This is a genomic window from Paenibacillus sp. J22P90, from assembly GCF_059692195.1.
The window spans coordinates 1,155,751-1,174,241 of the sequence record NZ_JCAUAY010000002.1 but is presented as its reverse complement, the minus strand read 5'-3'; the positions used below and the strand labels follow the sequence as shown (position 1 = coordinate 1,174,241).

The window sequence follows — 18,491 nt, the reverse complement described above, 5'->3', positions numbered from 1 at the left end:
TTATTACGATTCCTTCTTTCAGCGCGTAAGATAGGATTCAGAACAAAGGTGCACTGTTCTAAACCGATAACGAGGAAGAGGGGTAACAGATATGAACAAGTTTGCAAGTGTAAGTGTTTCGACAACGATGGTGGCACTTTTATTGTCAGCGTGCGGCAGCAGCAGCGATACGAATAGTACGACATCGCCAGCAGTAAGCAGCGAGAGTAAGCCAGCTGCTACTGCGGCCGCAACGGCAAAAGTAGAGAAACCAGTTACGATTTCGTTTATGCATTTCAAAAGTGATGTCACAGACGGTGTAGCCAAAATTGTCGAACAGTTCGAAAAGCAGAACCCTAACATCAAGGTCGAAGTACAGCCTGTTAAATATGATGATTATTACACCCTTTTGAAAACGAAAATGGCCAGCGGCGACATTGTGGACGTGTTTACGTTAAATGCAGGCAGCAATACGAAGCTGCTGCATGATGGCGGTTACCTTGAAGATTTGACGGGTAAGGATTTCATGTCCAACTTCGATCCTGGTGTATTGAAAGCGCAAGCGACCGACGGCAAGAACTATATCATGCCAGTTAATGCTACACCAATTGCCGTTTTTTATAACAAAAAAATATTCAGCGATCTCGGGATCCAGGTTCCTAGAACGTACGATGCGATGATTGCTGCTGCTAAAAAAATCAAAGAAGCGGGCAAAACACCTTTCGCCCTTGGCTGGAAAGACAACTGGACATTAGGGATGTGGTTGAGCCGAGACCTGCCTAGCAATACGACGCTGGTAGAGAAGCAAGCCGACTTCTTCTCCAAAGTAGAAAAGGGTACAGCGAAATTTGCTGACAACCCTGCGTCCAAAACGGTGATCGCCCATGCACAAGATTTGTTTGACCTCGGTAACAAGGATCAGCTTGGCGTCGATTACAACGGTGTCGTAGATCTCTTCTCCAAAGGCGATGTCGGAATGATGTACATGGGGACTTGGCCTTTAGCCGATATTCAGAAGAAAAATCCAGAATTGTACAAAACAGGAATGGGCTACTTCCCGTATCCATTCAGCAATGATGAAAGCTTGAATAAGCTTGAATTCAACCCTGATGCTTCTCTTGCCGTGAACAGCAAGTCAGCGAATAAAGAGGCCGCTTTGAAATTCCTTGCATTTATGGCCAGCAAAGAAGGCGGAGATGCTTGGGTGAAAAATATTAACTCGCTCAGCTTTGTCAAAGGTGCTTCAACGGACATCGCGCCAGCGGTTAATGATCTTAAGCCGTATTTCGATAAAGGACTAACGTACGATTCGCAATCCTTTATTACCACGACCATTGATTGGAACTCACAATTTACACAATATGTTCAAAAGGTGTTTTTCAAGAAAGCAACACCTGATCAAATCATTAAGGATCTCGATGACTGGGTTGCCAAAAATCATAAATAACGAAAGCGTTATAACGGCATAGGCAGTTGCCTATGCCGTTATTCATCAGAAAGGGAAAACCTTATGGGAAATATGAAACGAATGATTCGTGGTGAGTTCTGGTATATGCTGTTCCTTATTCCGGGTATTCTGTTGTTTACGTTAGCAGTCCTCATCCCATTTGTAATAGGAACGAGATATTCCTTCACGAGTTGGGACGGTGTTTCACGCAAGCTGACGTATATTGGGTGGGAAAACTACGTGCATGCTTTTCAAGACTCGGACGTATGGGCCGCGCTTGGAAATACGTTTAAATACGCAATTATTCTCATGGTTCTTGTGAATGTGCTATCTCTTCTGCTTGCTTTGCTTCTGGATTCATATTTGAAGTTTAAGAACTTGTTTCGGACGATTTTCTTCCTGCCGAGCATTCTCTCTATTGTATTATCTGGATTTATTTGGAAATACAATTTTAGCACAGGCTTTCCTAAGTTGCTGACCATTTTCGGGTTGGATGTGACAAGTCCGCTAGGCAATCCTGATCATGCTTTATTCGGACTGATTTTGGTAGCTTTGTGGCAGGGTGTGGGCGCACCGATGATTATCTATATTGCTGGTTTACAGGGCATTCCAAGCGAACTCGTGGAGAGTGCCAAAATGGACGGAGCTGGTGCTGGTCGTGCGTTCTGGCATGTCACACTTCCGCTGCTTGCACCTTCGATTACGATTAATCTGCTGCTCGTGTTGACCGGTTCGCTCAAAGTATTTGATCTTGTTTGGGTAACGACGCAGGGTGGACCGGGGTTCGCAACGGAGGTTATCACAACGTTCATCTATAAAACAGCCTTCAATTCGTTTAAAGCAGGTTATGGCATGGCGTTATCGATGATTTTCTTCGTCATTCTAGTCATCGTGACGATTGTGCAATTATCCATTTTCAGAAGACGGGAAGTGGAGATGTAATGAAAATCACACGATATAGCACGTTCGCTGCCGTTGTAATTCTGGCTATAGTGTTTGTATTTCCGATGTATGTCGCGATACTGATGTCGCTCAAAACAGCGAAGCAAACCTTTGATTCCTTTTATTCCTTGCCTACGAGCTTGAATTTTGCGAATTACACGCATGCATGGAGTACGTCCAAGTACCCTGCAGCCTTTATCAACAGCTTGATAGTAACTGGCATCTCCGTTGCATTGATTATTTTCGCTTCTGCACTTGCAGGGTATGCGATTGCGCGCAGAAGTAAGCCATTTTATAACTTCATTTTTATCCTATTCCTATCGGGTATGATGGTCCCATTTCAAGTCATTATGCTGCCACTCTACCAGATCGGAAAATCGTTCCATCTCGTGAATTCACACTGGGGACTAGCGCTGATCTATGGCGGTTTTGGTGTGCAGATGGGCGTACTGTTTTACACAGGTTTCGTGAAAGGCATTTCACGAGAAATTGAAGAAGCCGCTAGGATTGATGGCTGTTCGACACCGGGTATTTTTATCCGAGTTGTGATGCCACTGCTCAGACCGGTTACTGCGACTGTACTCGTTCTGAATGCCTTGTATATTTGGAACGATTTCTTACTCCCGCTGCTCTATCTGCAAGATAAAAACTACCGTACGATCCCGCTGCAGCAGTACTTTTTCTTTGGTCAATACAGCAGTGACTTAAATCTCGCTTTTGCCTATGCGGTTATGGGCATGATTCCGATTATCATCTTTTTCTTATTCATGCAGAGATTCATCATCAAAGGGATTGCCGCCGGAGCGATCAAGGGATAGAAACATGGAGGAGAGAGCTGTGACTATAACGTATTTGGAAAAAGAAAAGATCTTTGAAATTCGCACCGACAAATCTTCCTATGTGTTCGGGATCAATGATAAAGGGACAATTCAGCACTTGCATTGGGGAGCTCATGTGGAGGCTTCGGATTGCGGGCATTTACTTTCAAGCAGGCTGCACAGTTCTTTTGATGCGGAAATCGATAGAGAAACAGAGGAGTATGGAGGCTGGGGTGGCTGTCATTATGCAGAACCAGCGCTGAAAGTTTCTTTTGCAGATGGTGTTCGGGACTTGAAGTTGAAGTATGAAGGATATCGCGTTGTGGGCGAAAATGAAATCGTACTACGGATGGTGGATGCTTACTACCCATTACATATTGAAGTTCGCTATAAAACGATCCCTGAATACGATCTGATTGAACGATATGTGCAGGTGCACAATGGCTTGAACGAGTCCGTTCGCATTGAGCAGGTCATGGCGGCTGTGTGGACGGTGCAGGCTCTACCTGATTACCGGATGACGCATGTGACAGGCCGCTGGGCAGGTGAGTACCAATTAAGGTCGACGGTCTTGTCAGAAGGAAAAAAGGTGCTGGAATCACGCAGAGGATTCACGGGTCCTCATTCTAATCCATGGTTCGCTATCGACAATGGAAAAGCGGACGAGACAGCGGGGAACGTGTGGTTTGGTGCGCTGGGCTGGAGCGGCAACTGGAAAATCGTTGCGGAGAAATCGACATTCGGGCATGTGCGAATCGTAGGGGGCGTGAACGATTTTGACAGCGCCTTTGTGCTCGCACCTGGTGAAATGTATGCTTCGCCTGTATTTATCGGCGGATTCACTTCGGGCGGATTCGGTCAGATGAGCCGTAACTTGCATAAGTACCAGAAGGATTACGTGCTGCCGACAAAAGAGCTGCGTAAAGTGCTGTACAATTCGTGGGAGGCGACTGAATTCGCTGTAACCGTGGAAGGGCAGAAGGAGCTTGCGGGTCAGGCTGCTCGTCTAGGAGTGGAACGATTCGTCGTAGACGACGGCTGGTTCGGCCAACGTCATAGTGACAAAGCAGGCTTAGGTGATTGGTACGTCAATGAGGAGAAGTTCCCGAATGGCCTCGAGGAGCTGATCGATCACGTCAAAGGACTAGGGATGGAATTCGGGCTATGGGTAGAGCCAGAATCCGTCAACCCTGATAGCGACTTGTACCGATCACATCCGGAATGGGTGTATCAATTTCCAACGCGCGAAGGTACGCAGCTGCGCAATCAATTGTTGTTGAATGTGGGGCTGCCCGAAGTGAAGGAGTTCATCCTCGACTTTATGACAACCTTGCTTACGAAGTATGATATCCGATTTATCAAATGGGATATGAATCGAACTGTTACAGAGCCCGGGGGTATGGCATCAGGACAGGATATTGGCGCCTCCATGTGGATCCAACATGTCGATCACTTGTACGCTATTTGGGCAGAGTTAAGGGAGCGATTCCCCCATGTTGAGTTTGAGACATGCGCAGGCGGAGGCGCGAGGATCGATCTTGGTATTTTGCGCTATGCCGACCAAGCTTGGATTAGTGACAACACGGATGCGCGTGACCGCTTAGCGATTCAAGAGGGATTTTCTTATGCCTACAGCCCGTCTGTCATGATGTGTTGGGTAACGGAATCGCCGCATGGTTTTAATGGCAGGAGTCTCCCTTTATCGTATAGATTCCATAGCGCGATGATGGGTGGCTTGGGTATTGGGGCGAACATCAGCAAATGGTCGGAAGAGGAATTGGAGGAAGCGAAGCGTTACGTTGAGCTGTATAAGGAAATTCGGCCGATTATGCTGAATGGCGACTTGTACCGGCTGTCATCGCTACGAGATTCGAATGTGGCTGCTTATCAGTACAACAGCACGGATTGCAGTCAGAGTGTTGTTTTTACCTTCTTGCAATCGCAGTATTTTGGAGCGGAAACGCGGCATTTACCTTTGCTGGGGCTTGAGTCACATGCCACCTATGAGGTGCAGAGCGACGATGGCGAAGCCTGTGTCCGTCATGGTTCTACGCTCATGAACCTCGGCATTCCTTTAACCTTGCGTGGGGATTATAAAAGTAAGATGATACGCGTAAAACGTTTGGATTAGATTGGAATTGGAGCCCGCAGCTTGCGGGCTTTTTCTGATGCTCCTTTCTATTGCACAACCGCCGACTGCCTATATCGCAGCGGCGTCATTTTCGTCATCTGGCGGAAAACACGCCCGAATTGCACAAGGGAGCCGAAGCCAACTTGCTCGGCGATCACGATTACTTTTAGCCGGGTCGTTGCCAGCAGCTTCTGCGCTTCTTGCACACGTACAAGATTTACATATTCAACTAGTGAGAACCCAGTTATTTCCTTGAACATCCGGCTTAAATAAGCGGGGCTGATTTCAAACTGCTCGGCTAGCTCTTCGAGGCGCACGGGCTCAGCGTAATGGGTGTTGATGTATCGCACAATGGTCGATATTTTCCGATGCAAAGGAGAGACATGCTCAGGTGAAGTGACGGGATGTACACTTACGAATCGTGCCGTGAACAAGAGCAGCTCGACGAGGTAGTGCGTGATGGCAAAGGTTTGTCCAAGATGGGGCTCCTTCGCTTCATGAATCAATTTGTCGAGAATGTCTTCGACTACTCTTCGTGTAGCTAAATCCAATCGAAGTACAGGCGTAGCATGCGTGAAGGCGTCAAGCAGGAAGGGAGCCTCATCTTTCATGCGCTCCAACAAGCTGTCACTGAAATTAATGACGACGCGTGCATGTCCTAGTCGATCCGAATCAGAAGTGGCATGCAGCTCACGGCGATTTATGAGGACCAGATCTCCAGGGAGGATGAGATAGGAGCGGTCACGAATGAAATACATGCGCTCGCCTTCATACAAATAGTAGAGCTCGTACATATCATGCATATGTTGAGTCCTCTCGAAGGGGCCGGAGCGATGAATATGCTGAATGTAAAAAGGGCCTTCATCTTCATTGCCGAAGGTGACGGTACGCGACATAGGGATACTCCTTCATTGGAAATGATGTATCTGAAGTATATCACAAAATTAGTGAAAAATATGAATAGTTTCAACTTAAAATAGGAACAGATGAAGAGAAAACGCTCGTTACTTGCGCTAAAATAAAGTTATAGAAACCTAGCAAACGTTTGCAAAAATAGGAGGAAAATTGACATGAACGCACTTATAGAAGCAGTACGCGCAGGAAAAGTAAACGAGTTCTCATCCGACGTGGTAAAAGTATATGCATCATCCCAAACACAAGTGGGAGACACTACGCTTTTGGTGGTACGTACAACAGAAGGTAAGCGTCTATTAGCTGTTGGCAGCGGCGAGTTGTATGATGCCCTGCAAGGCGACGTTGTAGAAGGCGGGAAAATTGCTCCGTTAACACATGAGAATCGTTTGGTTATTAATCAATTTTTGCCATATACAGCTCCACAAGCGTTCGGTACACAAGTTGCGACAATGGGTTTAGGCGATCGACTTGGCATCGCAAGTCCTGGTCATATCCAAACAATTCGCGGCAAAGATATTCGTCCTGTTTTGGCACAGCAAAGTATTCGTGAGCTTGCATTGACAGGCCGCACGTATGAGGATGTTTTGGACGCTGCTGCATATGCAGTTCTGCAAGAAGGGTACAAGGATGGCTATGGCGCTGACGGCGATCACTTGAAAAAAGAAGCGGACATCGAGTACGCGTTGCGTCTAGGTTTTACGATGTTGACCCTCGATTGCTCTGAGAATATCGACAATACGATTGAATCCATGTCCGCAGCAGAAATCGCAGCGAAATACGAGCAGCTGCCAGCTAGCTTGCGCAGCCGCTATGAAGAGCGCTATTTGCAAACAGCGCCAAATGTACCAGGAGCAACGCTTGCATACACAGCGGAAGCTTTGAAGAAAGATGTTCTCATTTATGATGCAGCGATTAATTTCATGGAAGCGATCTACCGCAAGTATATCGTGACACTTGATCGTGCGGTTGATTTCGAAATTTCCATTGATGAAACAGCGACACCGACGTCCCCTGAAGCACATTATTTAGTAGCGAATGAGCTGCGTGATCGCGGAGTTACAATTTTCAGCATGGCGCCGCGCTTCTGCGGGGAATTCCAAAAAGGGATCGACTACATCGGAGATATCGCGCAGTTTGAGCGTGAATTAGCGAGTCATGCGGCGATTGCTGTTCATTTTGAATATAAGCTTAGTATTCACTCCGGCAGTGATAAATTCAGCGTGTTCCCGTTGATCGGGCAATATACGAATGGCTTGTTCCACATCAAAACAGCAGGTACGAACTGGCTGGAAGCGGTACGTGTGATCGCGAAGGTGAGTCCTTCCCTTTACCGCCGTATGCATCAGTTTGCGCTTGACCACTTTGTTGAAGCGACAGCTTACTACCACGTAACGACGGACATTAGCGCAATTGCTCCGCTTAGCGAAGTTTCCGATGCGCAGCTGCCAGATTACATGGAAGAGAATAATGCGCGCCAGCTTCTGCACATCACGTATGGTCTGCTCCTTCAAGCGAAAAATGAGGATGGCAGCCGTACCTTTGCAGACGAGTTTTTCCAAACGATGGCAGAGCAAGAAGATGTATTCGCCGAAGGACTTCGTTATCATATTGGCAGACACTTGGAGCTGCTTGGTAAATAAGCAACTAAACAAAACGCCGCAGACATCAAATTCCTTGATGTTTGCGGCGTTTCTTTGTGGCGTTTCGTTGTTCCTAGGACAAGCCTTCCGTAGAAGTTCCTAGCTCATCATCTGCGCCAGGATAGTCTCTGGAAATGCCTTCATGCAGCTCGCGATTCTCATAAGCAAAACGGTTGGTCGGGCGCTGGTCTTCTCGCCAAGGCGTGCTTTTCCCAAGAGACTCTGACAGCATGCTAGTGCCGTAGGGCCCTTCAGGGAACTCCTCGGGGATCATGTCGTTGCGCTGCGACTCTACCGTCTTGAGGTCCGTGTATGCCGCGAGGCGGTCTTCTGAGAGGAAGCCTAATCCCTCTACTTGGTTGGTTTGTTGTGACTTCTTACGCATGGATAAGCCTCCTTGTCAGGTTGGTCTTTTTCCAGTGTCCCCCGTCACTTCCTTAAATATCCGTGAAATGAATCGAACCGATAATTTGGCTTAAAAATTCGGTAAGCTCTTGGGCTTGTTCTTCATTTAGCTTAAAAACGTGCTCCAGATAGCCTTCTTCGTCCAAATCGTCTGGCCCAATGACTGCGCTGCGTCCCGATTGCAAATCGATGACTAGCTTTTTGCCATAATAACGTGTCGTTGTCATAATTGCGAGGTCAAAACGGTGTAAGGCTTTTCCAACGAAACAGACAAAACGCGTTGTTGTTTCTTCTTGATGATCATATAAAAAGTCATAATCAGACATAAGGGCCCTCCATTCTCTTAGTAGTATGGGTTCATTATACCCCATAATGGCTCGTCAACAAAACGGCTTGCGCCTAACTTACAAACATGGTATGATTTGGATATTAGAAAAAGGAAGCACCTATTTCTGTCCTAACGGGCGGAGTAGGTGCTTTTTCGTTTTTCTAGACCTATTATTCGCGATATGACTGGAGGAATTTAAAGGATGAACATTGTATTTTTGAACACGTTGGAGAAAAATTCGGGGGACCAGCACGTGCTCTCCGCACAGGTATCGATTGCCGAAGAGCAAGGCATTTGGAGTGTTCATTGGCGTGAACCTGACGCGGTAGGTGCACTTGAACAGGAGATGTGGTACGAGGGCATAAGCTGGGATGAGATGCTGTATGCGTTCCGCCAAGGCTTGCGTGAGAAAGTACGTATCGGCTTCAGGCCGTTGGTCAGTACGGAATTAGATCTTACGCAGGGCCTGACGGGGAAAGCGAAAATGACGCAAATGCTAACGTACTACTGTGAGGAAAATCCGAATGAAGAAATGTTCGAGACTTTGCGCACATGGCGCCGCGAGCAAGCTGCGCGGGAGAAGAAGGCGCCTTATATCCTCGCAACGAACCGTGTTCTGCGGATGATTTCTGTCTTCTTGCCGCAGAGCAAGGAAGAGCTGCAGCAAATTCCTGGCTTCGGTGAGCAAAAAACAGCGATGTACGCGGAGCAATTGCTTAGCCTGATCGGCGAATGCACACGTACGAACGGTTTTCCTTTGGATTGGGTTGCGAATTACGTCGACACGATGAAATTCGAGGGCTGGCTCCTCGCTCAGAAGGAGCAGAAGCTGCGTATTGAGCTTGATCGTGAAGTCAGCAAGCGTAAGCTGCTTGAAATCGTTGCTGGCGGCGGCAGCTTGGCCGATCTGCAAGCGAATCTGACGATGCCGCGAAGAGAGCTGCTGCTTTGGGTGGAGGATTTGGATCGTGAAGGCTACGATATGGATCCGCTTGTGGAAGCAGAGCTTGCTTCGGTCCCTGAGGAAGAGCAGATTAAGGCGTGGAATGCGTATGAATCGGAAGGCGACCGCTACTTAAAGCCCGTCCTCAAGAGCCTCACAGGAACCGAGGAGTTGAAAGGCAGGGAGCTGGACAGAGCGTATGAATGGCTGCGCCTGCTTCGGTTGCGTTTTCGCAGAGAGAAGGAAAGAAATACGATCCAAGCTGCTAGTTAATGCGTATTGACAAAGCTCAGCAGGGTATGTTTAAATGGTCAATAATCTAATAACGGTCAATGCGATGACGAACATGGGCAAAGCCCGAAGTAGGAAAAATGCCGCTGCTGCAGAGAGTCGGTGGAAGGTGCAAACCGATGCAAGCATATTTCTGAATTACAGTTCTGAGTTGGTGGAGGGAACGTGTCTAATCCGGCATCAGTAGCTTACACCCGGCAATTAATTTTGTCGTTAATTTTCTAAGTGAAAGAGAAGCTTCAAGCCGTTAAGGCGTGCAGCCGGTCTCTTTAATTAGGGTGGTACCGCGAGACAACATCTCGTCCCTTTGTGGACGTTGAGGTTGTCTTTTTTGTGTTTCATTTAACCAATCGAACGGAGGGATCGTATGTTTTCATGGGATAAGCTAACCGTAGATCAACAGCAGCAAGTCGAACATCAATTAAGTATTCTCAAGCGCGGAGCAGCAGAAATCGTGCCGGAAGAAGCGTTGAAACAAAAGATTATGAAGGCCGTTGTGACAGGGACACCGCTTAAAGTTAAGCTAGGCTTAGACCCGTCTGCACCTGATATCCACATCGGTCATACGGTCGTTCTGCAAAAGCTTCGTCAATTCCAAGATTTGGGTCATGAGGTGCAGCTCATTATTGGTGATTTTACGGGTCGCATTGGGGATCCGACAGGGAAATCGGAAACGCGCAAACAGCTATCGGAAGAAGATGTGAAAAGCAATGCGCAAACGTATCAGACACAGCTTGCCAAGGTGCTGGATTTGAACAAAACGTCGTTCTACTACAACTCCTCATGGCTGGGTGAGCTGCGCTTTGATGATGTTCTAAGACTTGCTGGTAAAGTGACTGTCGCCCGAATGCTCGAAAGAGATGACTTTGCCAAACGCTATGCGGCGAACCAGCCGATTCATGTCCATGAGTTTTTCTACCCTTTGATGCAGGGGTACGACTCTGTTTCCTTAGAAAGCGATATTGAGCTGGGTGGAACCGATCAGACCTTCAATATTTTAATGGGGCGCACACTACAAGGCGCCTATGAGATCAAGGAGGGGCAAGTGGCAATTTTGATGCCGTTGCTGGAAGGGCTAGATGGCGTGCAGAAGATGAGCAAAAGCTTGCGCAACTACATCGGGATCGATGAGCAGCCGAATGAGATTTTCGGCAAAACGATGTCCATTCCGGACTCGCTGATGCTCAAATATTACGAGCTTACAACCGCCTTGTCGAATGAAGAAATCGAAGAGCTGCGGCAAGGATTTGAAGCGGGTACGATCCATCCTCGTGATGCCAAGCTGAAGCTGGCGAAACTGTATGTCGGGATGTACCATGGTGCTCAAGCTGCGGAGGAGGCGGAGCAGCACTTTATTACCGTTTTTCAAAAGCGTGCATTGCCAGATGAAATTGAGGAAGTGAGCCTGAACCGCAATGACTTAGATGCAGGGCACATCTCGATCATTAAGCTGCTAGTCAGCTTATCGCTTCAATCCTCGAATGGGGAAGCTAGGCGGAGCGTGGAGCAAGGGGCTGTGAAAATCAATAAGCAGAAGCTGACTGATATTCATGCGCAAATAACCCCAGAGGATGGCGATATCCTGCAGGTGGGCAAACGGAAGTTTGTCAAAATCAAGCTCTCGTAGTAGCCAGACGCACAAAAGGGTGACTTCTCAGCAACGTTCTGCTAATAGTCACCCTATCTATTCTATGAACACGCTGATTCACTCACAGCCATTCTTTCTTGCGGAATAGCACATACATGGCAATACCCAGGACGCCCATAAATGCTAACACGAATTCATCCCCATGCTCAGTTATATGCAGGCCGAGAATATTATCGAAATTCATCCCGAACACACCGGTAATGAAGGTCAAGGGCATGAAGATCGTCGTCAAAGCGGTAAACACACGCATGATATCATTCGCACGGTTCGCTAGGCTGGATTGATAAGCTTCTCGTAAGTTCCCCATGAGATCGCGGAGCGTATCGAACGTATCGACAATTTTGACGGCATTCTCATAAATGTCTCCGAAATACTTCTGCAGCTGATGATCGATCAGTCTCAGTTCTTTCTTGCCTAGCGTTCCGATAACGTCACGTTGCGGCACTAGCATTTTTTTCAACCATAAAATCTCTGAGCGCAGACCGATAATCTCGTTCAAATGCGATTTCTTCGTCGCCATGAGAATATCTTCTTCCAGCTTTTCAATTTTCGCTTCAATTCGGTCACCGACAGCCACATAGTTATCGACGACGAGATCGACTAAATGATATAAGAAACGATCGGCGCTGTTTACTTCTTCCTCCCAGAGGAAGGGCTTGAGCGCACGAAGCTCATTAATTTTTTGACGTGTTACGGTAATGATCACATGTTTACTTAGGAATAGATTAAGTGCGCGTAGAAAAATTTCTTCATCATCGAAACGAATGCTATTAATCACTATGAAATAATGGGAATCATAAAATTCAATCTTAGGACGCTGTTCTTCCTCACTTAGACAATCTTCTACGGCCAAATCATGCAAATGGAACAGAGGCTGAAGCAATTCCAGATCCTCAATCCCTGCATCAATCCAGTAGAAGCCTTGACTTGGAGGTGTAAGTGCAGCGGTCACATCATCAACTAACGTAAAAATACCATTTTGAACCAACCGTGTTTTCATCTGCCCACCCCTTTGAATGGAATCAGCCGATTAGTTCATCTAGAAGAGCAACGCTCTGGACGATGGAATAACCGACTTCATTCCTACACTTTGAAATTGTTTACTCGCCTTGCAGGTGCTACTCCTCGGTTCTCCGTCCAAGCGTATGCCCTCCTTTTCCGTCCGTGTCGAATACTTGTCTAGTATACCCGTTCATATATCACGTTTCAAGCCATAAAGTTAGATGAAATCAAGGAAATTGTCGTCTAGATAGGGTATGGCAGCAGGGCTGTGTTTGTGCTAAAAAATAAACCGCCAAATCTTATTTGGCGGCACTAAGAATCTTATTTTTAATATTCATGTACATAAGGATTAACTCAGGAGCACCGCGCTCCATCAGATCGTCTTCACTTTCAGCCCCGTAGATGAGGGGAAGCTGAGCGGCAGCCATTTCGGCTTGCTCCAGCGTGGGTTTGACGTTTTCAGTTAAGGTGAAGTAGCGATGCAGGGAGGCGAATACTGAGAAATTATCTGTTGTTTGGGTTGACATAGTAGACCTCATTTCTTTGATAAATTCCTGTGATGAAGAGGAAAATCGACGATGAAGCTTGTCCTACTTGTTTAACCTTCGAAACCAGAGTCTAAACTTTATCCTACCTAGATACATATTGTATCACAAAATGAGAAACTTGAAAGCAAAATTTTTGCTAAATAATTCCTTATGCATCGACAAGCCCAACCATCTTGACATTCGTTTAATTTATAGTATGATAATGCTAATCGCATACGTTACGTTTTCTTATCAAGAGTAGGTGGAGGGACTAGCCCTATGACACCCGGCAACCGACAAACCTTTGCAAGCAAAGGGGAGCACGGTGCTAATTCTTGCGGAAACGCTGTTTACAGCGAATCTGGGAGATAAGAGAAGGACATTGACTTTGACTTTCCATGGCCTTTCTCTGATTCCAGAGAAGGTCATTTTTGCTTTTCATACATGTTCGTACCTAAACTAAATTAAAGAAGAGGAGTGAACAGGATGCCGATCAAGATTCCTGACAACCTGCCTGCCAAAGAAATTTTAAACCAAGAGAACATCTTCACCATGGATGAGTCTGTCGCGTATCATCAGGATATTCGTCCACTTCGCATCGCCTTGCTTAACTTAATGCCGACCAAAGAAACGACCGAGACGCAGCTGTTGCGCTTGATCGGAAACACGCCGCTTCAAGTGGAGTTCGTGTTGTTGCATCCCAAAACCCACACTTCCAAAAATACGTCACTCGAACATTTAGATATGTTTTACAAAACATTTGATGATATCAAAGACGACAAGCTGGATGGTATGATTATTACCGGAGCGCCTGTTGAGCAGATGGATTTTGAAGACGTGAATTACTGGGAGGAGCTGACGCAGATCCTCGAGTGGAGCAAACAGAATGTCACTTCCACGCTGCACATTTGCTGGGCGGCTCAAGCAGGCTTATACCACCATTTTGGCGTACGTAAATATGGTCTAGATAAGAAGATGTTTGGTGTATTCCCGCATACGGTGAGCGTACCCAACACCAAGCTGCTGCGCGGTTTCGATGAAGTGTTCAATGTTCCGCAGTCCCGCCATACCGATATAACTCGTGAAGATATTGATCGATGTCCGGATTTGGAAGTTTTGGCCGAGTCAGAGGATTCAGGGGTTTATATCGTTGCAACGAAGGATGGCAAACATATTTTCGTAACAGGGCATTCGGAGTATGATGCTTGTTCATTGAAATGGGAATACGATCGCGATGTAGCGAAAGGGTTGCCTATCGATATTCCGAACAATTATTACCCGAATAACGATCCAAGTAGACAGCCTTACAACACTTGGAGAGCGCATGCGAACTTGCTGTTCTCGAACTGGCTGAACTATTATGTATATCAAGAAACACCTTTCGAACTGACCGTTAACATCAATGAAAGCTTGGCAAGTTCGCAATTGTAGTCTGTATTCTGTAGTCATCGAACCCACATCCTGAGGAGGAATTCCCTTGTTGAAAATCGAAAGTCGTCTCGCTCAAATTGGCTCTATCGAAGAACCTGTTACAGGTGCTGTTAGCTTTCCTGTTTATCAAGCAACTGCGTTTCGCCATCCTAAGCTAGGGCAAAGCACAGGATTTGATTACGCACGTACGAAGAGTCCTACGCGTAAAGTGCTTGAAGATGCCATTGCTCAGCTTGAATCCGGAGATGCAGGCTTTGCTTGCTCGTCAGGTATGGCGGCATTGCAAACGATTTTCGCATATTTCAGCCAAGGTGATCACTTGATTGTTTCCTTGGATTTATACGGCGGTACGTACCGTCTATTAGAAAGAATCATGTCCCGTTTTGGTGTAACCGCTACGTACGTGGATACAAATGATTTGGATGCTCTTGAAGGCGCGTATCAACCGAATACGAAGGGTCTTGTTATCGAAACGCCAACGAACCCGTTAATGATGATTACAGATCTTGAACTCGTATGTACTTGGGCCCGTAAAAAGGGCATCGTATCCATCGTCGATAACACGCTGCTTACGCCATATCTACAACGCCCAATTGAGCTTGGCGCGGATATCGTCATCCATAGTGCGACGAAATACTTGGGTGGACATAATGACGTACTTGCCGGTCTGATTGTGACAAAAGGAAAAGAGCTTTCGGAGCAAATGGCTATTCTTCATAACTCCATTGGCGCTGTGCTTGGACCACAAGATAGCTGGCTCCTCATGAGAGGGATGAAAACATTGGCTCTTCGCATGGAGCGCCATGAGCAGAATGCAACAGCGATCGCGAACTTCTTGCTAGCGCATGAGTTGATCACTGACGTTTACTACCCAGCGCTGGAGTCTCACCCAGGACATGAAGTTCAAAATAAACAATCCAGTGGAAACACAGGGATTTTCTCTTTCAAAGTAAAAGACGCGAGATTGGTTGAACCGATTCTTCGTCATATCAAGCTCATTGCCTTCGCGGAAAGCTTAGGCGGGGTTGAATCCTTGATGACGTACCCAGCGGTACAAACACATGCGGACATTCCGCTTGAAATTAGACAGCAAGTTGGTGTAGATGACCGTCTGCTTCGCTTCTCCGTCGGGATTGAGCATATCGACGATTTGATCGCCGATCTGTCGAATGCTTTGGCGTCCGCGCAAGCTGAGTTGGAAGGAGCTTCGCAATCATGAGCCATTCTTCATCAGATAAAGAAAAACGTAAGCCCCATGGCAAATTTGCCACAAGACTGATTCATTTTGGCGCAGAAATCGATGAAGCGACAGGGGCATCCAGTGTGCCTTTGTATCAGGCTTCAACCTTCCATCAAGCTGATTTGGAAGCGAATCAGGAGTATGACTATACACGGTCTGGTAATCCGACGCGTCAGGCGTTGGAGGATTACATCGCATTGTTAGAAGGCGGAACGCGCGGATTTGCGTTCGCTTCTGGGATGGCTGCCATCTCATCTGCGTTAATGCTTTTGTCACAGGGAGACCATGTGATCTGTACGGAAGACGTATACGGTGGTACATATCGCCTGCTAACAACGATTATGAATCGCATGGGCGTGGAATCCACGTTCGTGGATATGACCGATATTGCTCAGGTGAGAGCAGTCCTTCGTTCCAATACGAGAGCGGTATTCATCGAAACGCCTTCAAATCCAACGCTTCGCATTACGGATATCGGTGAGATTGCTGCTTTTGCGAAGGAGCATGATTTGCTTACGATGCTGGATAATACCTTCATGACGCCATATCATCAGCGTCCAATCGAGCTAGGCATTGACATCGTGCTTCACAGCGCGACGAAATTCCTTGGCGGGCATAGCGATGTGCTAGCTGGCCTAGCTGTTGTAGCGAACGACACGCTTGGTCGTCGGATGAAGCAAATTCAGAACGGCATGGGCAACGTGCTCGGTATTCAAGATTCATGGCTGCTCATTCGCGGTATGAAAACGTTGCAGGCACGGATGGAAATGTCCGAAAAAGGCGCGCGCAGACTAGCACAATGGTTGAGCGAGCAGCCTGATATCGACGTGGTTTACTACCCAGGATTGCCTAATCACCCAGGTAGAGAAATTCACGAGAAGCAATCCAAAGGATACGGAGCAGTAGTCTCCTTTGATGTTGGCTCTGGCGAGAAAGCGAAGAAGCTAATGAGCAAAGTGAAAATTCCACTCGTAGCGGTTAGCTTGGGCGCTGTAGAGAGCATTTTGTCATATCCGGCCATGATGTCACACGCAGCGATGCCGAAAGAAGTTCGTCTACAACGCGGTATCACGGACGGTCTCGTGAGATACTCCGTGGGACTCGAAGATATCGAAGATATCATTGAAGATTTGGAACAAGCCTTGCGTAGTTAAGTACCTCGTTATTCAGAAATTATCCATATTTACAAAGGAATAACACGTGGAAAAAGCAGCGATTTGCTGCTTTTTTGGCATGAGTATGGTACGATTAATGGATACGAGCCTTCAGAAAGTAAAGGAGTGAGTTGCAATGAAACCGATCGATCGCATTTTAAATAAAGCACAAGCTGGCGGACGAATTGATGTTGAAGAATGTATTACACTGTTCGAATCCGATCAAATAGAGAAAATTGGCGACACCGCCAATCAAATTATGAAAAAGTGGCACCCGGATCCGATTACGACCTTCGTCATTGGGCGCAATATTAACTATACGAACATCTGTGATGTATATTGCCGATTCTGTGCGTTCTACCGTCAACCGGGATCAGCGGAAGGTTATGTATTGCCGGATGAAGCGATCTTTCAGAAGATTCAAGAAACCTTGGATGTTGATGGCACCGAGATTTTGATGCAAGGCGGCACAAATCCGGATCTTCCATTCAGTTACTATACGAATATCTTGCGCGAGATTAAGAAGCGCTTTGATATTACGATGCATTCTTTTTCACCTGCTGAAATTATGAAAATGAAGGAAGTTTCCGGCGGCTTATCGCTAGAGGAAGTCGTTCGTCAATTACACGAAGCAGGACTTGACTCCTTGCCAGGCGGCGGAGCAGAAATCCTGGATGATCGTACGCGTCGGAAGATTTCCAGGCTGAAAGGTTCCTGGCGCGACTGGATGGACGTCATGCAGACGGCGCACAAGCTAGGTATGCATACAACAGGAACGATGGTTATCGGCTTCGGCGAATCCATGGAAGAGCGTGCGCTGCATATGCTGCGCATCCGCGATGCGCAGGATGATGTGCTGCTGAAGAAGCTGAACACACCGGGCTTCCTGGCATTCATTCCGTGGACGTTCCAACCGGACAATACGAATATGAAGGCGGAGAAAGTGACGCCTGAAGAATATTTGAAAACGTTGGCGATCAGCCGCATTATGCTGGACAACGTGCCGAACTTCCAGTCCTCCTGGGTCACGATGGGACCTGAGGTTGGTAAGCAGACGCTAAGCTACGGCTGCAACGATTTCGGCAGCACGATGATCGAAGAGAACGTCGTATCCGCGGCGGGCACTACGCACAAGGTCAACGTTAGCTCGACGCTGGACATCATCCGCCAAGCAGGCAAAATCCCTGCGCAGCGTAACACGAAGTATCAGATTCTGCGTGTGTTTGACGATGTGAATGCGAAGATTGATCGTGATTTTGTGATGCAGAACTAAAATGGTTTTTGAGAGAAGCAGCTGCGGCTGCTTCTTTTTACGTGGAAATTTAATCTTATCTTCAGCTACCCTTCAGGTAACCGAAGGTCAATAAGCGTAGAATGGGGGAACACCACAAATTTGAGATTGAAGATCGGAGTGATGATTGTGAAACTGCTTAAAAATTTTATGCAAGGATTCCTTTATGCTTTCGTCTCGATTGGTGCTCTTCCGTTCTTACTCGTGAAGATTCTGATTGAGCAACTGTGACGAACCACTTTTACTTTCATGAGGGGCAGCTAGATGCTGCTCCTTTTTTGCATTCTTCCGCCCTTGCGCAAATGGCAAATTGTTCGTTGTATATCTCCCTCCTCTCGACCATATACTCTTAAGAGGAG

General features: G+C 46.9%; 16 protein-coding genes, 1 riboswitch and 1 other annotated feature. Of the genes, 11 read left to right on the top strand and 5 right to left on the bottom strand.

Annotated elements, in window-relative coordinates:
- Positions 1 to 91: 91 nt before the first annotated feature.
- The 4 genes from AC58UX_RS09825 to AC58UX_RS09810 all read left to right on the top strand — a co-directional run bounded on the left by AC58UX_RS09825 (position 92) and on the right by AC58UX_RS09810 (position 5,317).
- Positions 92 to 1,426 carry an ABC transporter substrate-binding protein gene (locus tag AC58UX_RS09825; RefSeq protein WP_497251893.1) on the top strand — a complete coding sequence of 445 codons (1,335 nt, stop codon included), beginning with the start codon at positions 92 to 94 and terminating at the stop codon, positions 1,424 to 1,426.
- A 72-nt stretch (positions 1,427 to 1,498) separates the two neighbouring features.
- The gene (locus AC58UX_RS09820) at positions 1,499 to 2,368 is read left to right on the top strand and encodes a carbohydrate ABC transporter permease (protein ID WP_497251891.1); all 870 of its coding nucleotides are present in this window, start codon (positions 1,499 to 1,501) and stop codon (positions 2,366 to 2,368) included.
- Entirely contained in the window at positions 2,368 to 3,186 is an 819-nt protein-coding gene (locus tag AC58UX_RS09815) for a carbohydrate ABC transporter permease (RefSeq protein ID WP_497251889.1), read from the top strand. The genes AC58UX_RS09820 and AC58UX_RS09815 overlap by 1 nt, the downstream gene beginning before the upstream one ends.
- A gap of 4 nt (positions 3,187 to 3,190) precedes the next feature.
- Positions 3,191 to 5,317 carry an alpha-galactosidase gene (locus AC58UX_RS09810; RefSeq protein ID WP_497251887.1) on the top strand — a complete coding sequence of 709 codons (2,127 nt, stop codon included), beginning with the start codon at positions 3,191 to 3,193 and terminating at the stop codon, positions 5,315 to 5,317.
- 47 nt (positions 5,318 to 5,364) lie between these two features.
- On the opposite strand, the gene AC58UX_RS09805 is transcribed toward AC58UX_RS09810, so the two are convergent.
- Positions 5,365 to 6,213: an AraC family transcriptional regulator gene (locus AC58UX_RS09805; RefSeq protein ID WP_497251885.1), complete on the bottom strand. Its 849-nt coding sequence runs from the start codon at positions 6,211 to 6,213 to the stop codon at positions 5,365 to 5,367.
- A gap of 174 nt (positions 6,214 to 6,387) precedes the next feature.
- Here AC58UX_RS09805 and AC58UX_RS09800 point away from each other — a divergent pair, with 174 nt between their 5' ends.
- Positions 6,388 to 7,872 (top strand): tagaturonate epimerase family protein, encoded by a 1,485-nt coding sequence (locus AC58UX_RS09800; RefSeq protein ID WP_497251883.1) that lies wholly within the window; start codon positions 6,388 to 6,390, stop codon positions 7,870 to 7,872.
- 73 nt (positions 7,873 to 7,945) lie between these two features.
- Here the strand turns inward: AC58UX_RS09800 and AC58UX_RS09795 are convergent, their stop codons facing one another.
- Positions 7,946 to 8,257: a hypothetical protein gene (locus AC58UX_RS09795; RefSeq protein ID WP_497251881.1), complete on the bottom strand. Its 312-nt coding sequence runs from the start codon at positions 8,255 to 8,257 to the stop codon at positions 7,946 to 7,948.
- A 52-nt stretch (positions 8,258 to 8,309) separates the two neighbouring features.
- Complete coding sequence (locus AC58UX_RS09790; RefSeq protein WP_497251879.1) at positions 8,310 to 8,603, bottom strand: DUF3055 domain-containing protein; 294 nt, start codon at positions 8,601 to 8,603, stop codon at positions 8,310 to 8,312.
- A 204-nt stretch (positions 8,604 to 8,807) separates the two neighbouring features.
- On the opposite strand from AC58UX_RS09790, the gene AC58UX_RS09785 reads away from it, so the two are divergent.
- Both AC58UX_RS09785 and tyrS read left to right on the top strand, forming a co-directional pair.
- Complete coding sequence (locus AC58UX_RS09785) at positions 8,808 to 9,821, top strand: HRDC domain-containing protein (protein WP_497251877.1); 1,014 nt, start codon at positions 8,808 to 8,810, stop codon at positions 9,819 to 9,821.
- Positions 9,822 to 9,888: 67 nt separating this feature from the next.
- Positions 9,889 to 10,149: a binding site (T-box leader), on the top strand.
- A gap of 57 nt (positions 10,150 to 10,206) precedes the next feature.
- Entirely contained in the window at positions 10,207 to 11,466 is a 1,260-nt protein-coding gene (gene tyrS / locus AC58UX_RS09780; RefSeq protein WP_497251875.1) for a tyrosine--tRNA ligase, read from the top strand.
- Positions 11,467 to 11,548: 82 nt separating this feature from the next.
- On the opposite strand, the gene corA is transcribed toward tyrS, so the two are convergent.
- Together corA and AC58UX_RS09770 are read right to left on the bottom strand one after the other, a co-directional pair.
- A complete protein-coding gene (corA, locus tag AC58UX_RS09775) occupies positions 11,549 to 12,487 on the bottom strand; it encodes a magnesium/cobalt transporter CorA (protein WP_497251873.1) in 939 nt (312 codons plus the stop codon).
- Positions 12,488 to 12,788: 301 nt separating this feature from the next.
- Positions 12,789 to 13,016, bottom strand: coding sequence for a hypothetical protein (locus AC58UX_RS09770; RefSeq protein ID WP_497251871.1), 228 nt, complete (start codon positions 13,014 to 13,016; stop codon positions 12,789 to 12,791).
- Positions 13,017 to 13,262: 246 nt separating this feature from the next.
- Positions 13,263 to 13,391: riboswitch (SAM riboswitch) on the top strand.
- A 111-nt stretch (positions 13,392 to 13,502) separates the two neighbouring features.
- Here AC58UX_RS09770 and metA point away from each other — a divergent pair.
- From metA to mqnC, 4 genes are all read left to right on the top strand, one after another.
- Complete coding sequence (gene metA / locus AC58UX_RS09765; protein WP_497251869.1) at positions 13,503 to 14,447, top strand: homoserine O-acetyltransferase MetA; 945 nt, start codon at positions 13,503 to 13,505, stop codon at positions 14,445 to 14,447.
- Positions 14,448 to 14,496: 49 nt separating this feature from the next.
- The gene (locus AC58UX_RS09760) at positions 14,497 to 15,666 is read left to right on the top strand and encodes an aminotransferase class I/II-fold pyridoxal phosphate-dependent enzyme (RefSeq protein ID WP_497252153.1); all 1,170 of its coding nucleotides are present in this window, start codon (positions 14,497 to 14,499) and stop codon (positions 15,664 to 15,666) included.
- Positions 15,663 to 16,841: a trans-sulfuration enzyme family protein gene (locus AC58UX_RS09755; protein ID WP_497251867.1), complete on the top strand. Its 1,179-nt coding sequence runs from the start codon at positions 15,663 to 15,665 to the stop codon at positions 16,839 to 16,841. The genes AC58UX_RS09760 and AC58UX_RS09755 overlap by 4 nt, the downstream gene beginning before the upstream one ends.
- Before the next feature lie 136 nt (positions 16,842 to 16,977).
- On the top strand, positions 16,978 to 18,114 hold the full coding sequence (gene mqnC / locus AC58UX_RS09750) for a cyclic dehypoxanthinyl futalosine synthase (RefSeq protein WP_497251865.1): 1,137 nt from the start codon (positions 16,978 to 16,980) through the stop codon (positions 18,112 to 18,114).
- Positions 18,115 to 18,491: the final 377 nt, after the last annotated feature.

Bases quoted from the DNA above. Each gene is read 5' to 3' on its own strand.
- AC58UX_RS09770 (WP_497251871.1), bottom strand. From the start codon at position 13,016: ATGTCAACCCAAACAACAGATAATTTCTCAGTATTCGCCTCCCTGCAT.
- AC58UX_RS09825 (WP_497251893.1), top strand. From the start codon at position 92: ATGAACAAGTTTGCAAGTGTAAGTGTTTCGACAACGATGGTGGCACTT.
- AC58UX_RS09785 (WP_497251877.1), top strand. From the start codon at position 8,808: ATGAACATTGTATTTTTGAACACGTTGGAGAAAAATTCGGGGGACCAG.
- AC58UX_RS09795 (WP_497251881.1), bottom strand. From the start codon at position 8,257: ATGCGTAAGAAGTCACAACAAACCAACCAAGTAGAGGGATTAGGCTTC.
- tyrS (WP_497251875.1), top strand. From the start codon at position 10,207: ATGTTTTCATGGGATAAGCTAACCGTAGATCAACAGCAGCAAGTCGAA.
- mqnC (WP_497251865.1), top strand. From the start codon at position 16,978: ATGAAACCGATCGATCGCATTTTAAATAAAGCACAAGCTGGCGGACGA.
- metA (WP_497251869.1), top strand. From the start codon at position 13,503: ATGCCGATCAAGATTCCTGACAACCTGCCTGCCAAAGAAATTTTAAAC.
- AC58UX_RS09810 (WP_497251887.1), top strand. From the start codon at position 3,191: ATGGAGGAGAGAGCTGTGACTATAACGTATTTGGAAAAAGAAAAGATC.
- AC58UX_RS09800 (WP_497251883.1), top strand. From the start codon at position 6,388: ATGAACGCACTTATAGAAGCAGTACGCGCAGGAAAAGTAAACGAGTTC.
- AC58UX_RS09820 (WP_497251891.1), top strand. From the start codon at position 1,499: ATGAAACGAATGATTCGTGGTGAGTTCTGGTATATGCTGTTCCTTATT.
- AC58UX_RS09805 (WP_497251885.1), bottom strand. From the start codon at position 6,213: ATGTCGCGTACCGTCACCTTCGGCAATGAAGATGAAGGCCCTTTTTAC.
- AC58UX_RS09755 (WP_497251867.1), top strand. From the start codon at position 15,663: ATGAGCCATTCTTCATCAGATAAAGAAAAACGTAAGCCCCATGGCAAA.
- AC58UX_RS09815 (WP_497251889.1), top strand. From the start codon at position 2,368: ATGAAAATCACACGATATAGCACGTTCGCTGCCGTTGTAATTCTGGCT.
- corA (WP_497251873.1), bottom strand. From the start codon at position 12,487: ATGAAAACACGGTTGGTTCAAAATGGTATTTTTACGTTAGTTGATGAT.
- AC58UX_RS09790 (WP_497251879.1), bottom strand. From the start codon at position 8,603: ATGTCTGATTATGACTTTTTATATGATCATCAAGAAGAAACAACAACG.